We start from the raw sequence: 3,265 nt of genomic DNA on the forward strand, positions 1-3,265 counted from the left end.
CCGACTGGGTCGTCCCCGCACGCGCGGGGATCTTCCCCAGCACGGACAGTCCATTGAGGAGCCCGAGGAGTCGTCCCCGCACGCGCGGGGATCTTCCCCTCACGCGGCTACGGATCGGGATGGCGGTGCAGTCGTCCCCGCACGCGCGGGGATCTTCCCGCCGCTCGCGCACGGACTCACCGCCCGCGGGTGTCGTCCCCGCACGCGCGGGGATCTTCCACGCGAGCAGGGCCGGGCCGGCGCAACGTCACGGTCGTCCCCGCACGCGCGGGGATCTTCCGTACACCCGGCCGCCCTCGCCTGACCGCTGCGCGTCGTCCCCGCACGCGCGGGGATCTTCCCCGCATCCAGAAAACGCGCGCGGAACGCGAGCTGTCGTCCCCGCACGCGCGGGGATCTTCCGCCCGAGGGGCTCGTCGCGACCCACGAGAACCTGTCGTCCCCGCACGCGCGGGGATCTTCCGCTCGTCATGCGCTACGGGTTCGCCTACCCCGTGTCGTCCCCGCACGCGGGGAGATCTTCTGATGACCGCACAAGATACAGAGCTTGAATGGTCAGGGTCTGGTTACGGGGGTTGTGGATCCGGGGCCAGGCCGGCCTGGCCAAGGAAGCCGGCGATGAGGTCGGGTCGGTACTGGATGCGTTTGAGCAAGGTCTTGATCGTAGCGGTGAGTTGGTCGACGGTGACACGGGTGTGGTTGCCCAGGTCGCGTTTGACATGGGCCCAGACCTCTTCGACGGGATTGAGGTCGGGGGCGTAGGCGGGCAGGCGAACCACGGTCAGCCAGCTGGTGTGGGGGGTGAGGAACGCACGCATCGCGGCGCTGCGGTGGGTGTTGAGGTTGTCCCAGCACAGGATGATCGGGGCGTGTAGTTGGTGGTGCGCGGCGACGATCAGGGTGGCGTAGTCGTCTTCGGGCCAGCCGTGCGCGGCCGGACCCCGGTTCCCTGACGGTGAACCCCTTCTGACCAGCTATTATGGCTTTAGGCAGTCTACTTTTCTCGATCTTGACGACAAGCGTGACGCCGACCCGGATTGCAGTCACGTTCCATGCTGCTCCTGGGGCGCGGTATCGTTCAAGGTGAGTCCGGTAGCGAGGAGGCCCGCCGTGGACGAACCCGAGTTGCTGGCAGCCTTCCGCGATGTCGAGCTTGTTGATCCTCCGCAATGGCTTGACAGAGTACTCGCGGAGGCGGATGCGGATCTTGCTGCGGGATACGTCCTGTCGTTCGGGTCGGTCGAGGAGTTCGACGCATACGCGCGACAGATCACCGCTGATGATGGGGAGACGCTGCGTCGCACGGCATGAGGTATATACCGGACATCTACCATGTTCGGTGTGCCCACCTTCGATGCGCTCGATCGCTTTTGGGCTGACTACCGACGGCTCACCTATGCCCAGCGGGAGCGGTTCCTCCGGGCGCGTGACCTGTTTGTCGAGGACCTCCAAGCCGGGGTCGGTTTCCGCAAGAGCCTCCGGGTCAAGGGGTTCCGCGGGGAGCCTGGGGTCTTTGAGATGACGTGGGCAGGCGATGGTCGCGCCCTGTTCCGTTATGGCGAGTCGGAGAAGGACGGCGAGGCACACATCGTCTGGCTGCGGGTCGGCACACATGACATTTTTGACAGGCCCTGACGCGAGACTGCGGTCCGTTCTCATCGATCGTGCGGGACATGCGGATAAACCGCTCTTTCCTCAGATGCCGGGCACCGTCCACTGGATGGAACCGCAGTCGTGCCAGTGACGGTGCATAGCCGATGTGCCGAGTCCGCCTCCGGCAGCGGCGCACGCGCGGCTCGGGACGTTGTTGGGAAGATTGATGAGATCCTCCGGGTCCCACACGACCGCCGTTTGGTCGCTGCTGCTGGTGATGGCTCGGTGGCCGTCCGGAGTGATCGCCACCGCGTTCACCTGGTCGGTGTGGCCGGTGAGGGTGGCCGTGCGGAGTGTGGTGGTCAGCGTGGTGATGAGGCTGGTCCGGGCGGCGGCGGTGGAGTGGGCGTCGACGGCGGTGGCGGCGAGTGCGAGCTGGAGGGCTTTCCGCGGGTCGCGGTCACGGATCGCGTTGGCGTCGGCGAGCATGCTCCGGGCGGTTGCCGCACGCTGCTGTTCTGCAGCGATGTTCCGTTGACGGGCGGCCCGCCGGCATTGATACGCGGCGATTCCCACTGCGACGAGAGACACAACGAGCAGGACAGCCATAGCCACGATGACCTGCCGGGCGTGGCGGGCACGGCGCTGCTCCACGCTACGGCGAGCGCTGTCGGCCGCGATACTGGCCGCGAGAAAATCCGCGCTGACCTCAGGAAGCTGGACGCCGCCGGTGGCCTCGGCGGCACGGTCCCGAGCGGCGGCGAGACGGGCACCGCGGTACACCAGGTCTGGGTCACGGTGGTGGGCGTTCCAGACGTGGGCGTCCTCGGCGAGGCGCTGCTCGACCAGGAGACCCGCACGATCCTCATTGATCCAATTGCGGAGGGTGGGCCAGGCCCGCAGCAGCGCTTCATGGCTGATCTGCACCGTGCGCAGCCCCGTGACCGGATTATGCCCGGTCGTCAACAGCCGGACGGTGGGCGCGGTGAACGCCGCCACCACGGCAGCCGCCTGCCCGGCATCGGGAGCGTCTGCGAGAAGACGGTCAAGATCGCGTTGGCGTCGGGTGTCGTCGGTGCCATCGATGCCCACCTGGACCAGACCGAGCAACAGCCGGCGTGCGCTCCGTCGGGCCGCGGGGCCAAGAGTGGCGTAGGCATGTTCCGCGGTGGTCGCGACAGCCTGGTGCACGCCACCGGTAGCCAGGTAGCCGCTGATGGTCAGATAGCGGCCGTCGCGATGCTGCCAGGTCGCAAGCAGGGCATGCGACAGCAACGGCAGGACCCCGGCCGGGTAGGACCGGACCTCCGCGGCCGGGGTACCCGCGGTGGTGGCGCCGACATCGCGCAGCAGCAGATCGACCAGGTCGTCTTCGGGCTCAAGGCCAGCGTCCCGGGCGGGCCGGCCCACCGCGTCGACGAGTTCGTCCCGGCTCATCGGACCGACCACGACCTGCGCCCGGTCCAGGGCTGCGGCCAGCGGGGGGAACGCGGTGGCGTGACCGTAGAAATCCGCGCGGAGACCGAGCACGACCAGCCCGACCGGGGGACGGCCCCCCGGCTCATCCCCGGCAGCCAGGGCGTGCAGGGCGTGGACGAAGGCGTGCCGGTCGCGATCGGGAACACCGGGGGCGAACAGTTCCTCCAGCTGGTCGACCACCACCAGCACCCGG

The 3,265-nt window shown here is 68.3% G+C and carries 3 protein-coding genes, 1 pseudogene and 1 CRISPR repeat array; of the genes and pseudogenes, 2 read left to right on the forward strand and 2 right to left on the reverse strand.

Features of this window, described 5'->3' with window-relative positions; all coding sequences use genetic code 11:
* The first annotated feature begins 8 nt into the window (after window positions 1-8).
* A CRISPR array of direct repeats spans window positions 9-524; the repeat unit is 28 nt; unit sequence GTCGTCCCCGCACGCGCGGGGATCTTCC.
* A 42-nt stretch (window positions 525-566) separates the two neighbouring features.
* Complete coding sequence (locus MJ785_RS21185; protein ID WP_370653022.1) at window positions 567-974, reverse strand: transposase; 408 nt, start codon at window positions 972-974, stop codon at window positions 567-569.
* A 136-nt stretch (window positions 975-1,110) separates the two neighbouring features.
* On the opposite strand from MJ785_RS21185, the gene MJ785_RS21190 reads away from it, so the two are divergent.
* Entirely contained in the window at window positions 1,111-1,311 is a 201-nt protein-coding gene (locus MJ785_RS21190; RefSeq protein ID WP_239382570.1) for a hypothetical protein, read from the forward strand.
* Between the two features lie 21 nt (window positions 1,312-1,332).
* Window positions 1,333-1,635 carry a hypothetical protein gene (locus tag MJ785_RS21195; protein WP_239382572.1) on the forward strand — a complete coding sequence of 101 codons (303 nt, stop codon included), beginning with the start codon at window positions 1,333-1,335 and terminating at the stop codon, window positions 1,633-1,635.
* 60 nt (window positions 1,636-1,695) lie between these two features.
* Here MJ785_RS21195 and MJ785_RS22080 read toward each other — a convergent pair.
* Window positions 1,696-3,265 (reverse strand): annotated as a pseudogene (locus tag MJ785_RS22080) (hypothetical protein); the annotation flags it as partial.

This window comes from Protofrankia sp. CiT1 (assembly GCF_917627335.1).
Lineage (GTDB): Bacteria > Actinomycetota > Actinomycetes > Frankiales > Frankiaceae > Protofrankia.

Excerpts from the sequence above, each read along its gene's own strand:
- MJ785_RS21195 (WP_239382572.1), top strand. The coding sequence starts at position 1,333 with ATGTTCGGTGTGCCCACCTTCGATGCGCTCGATCGCTTTTGGGCTGAC.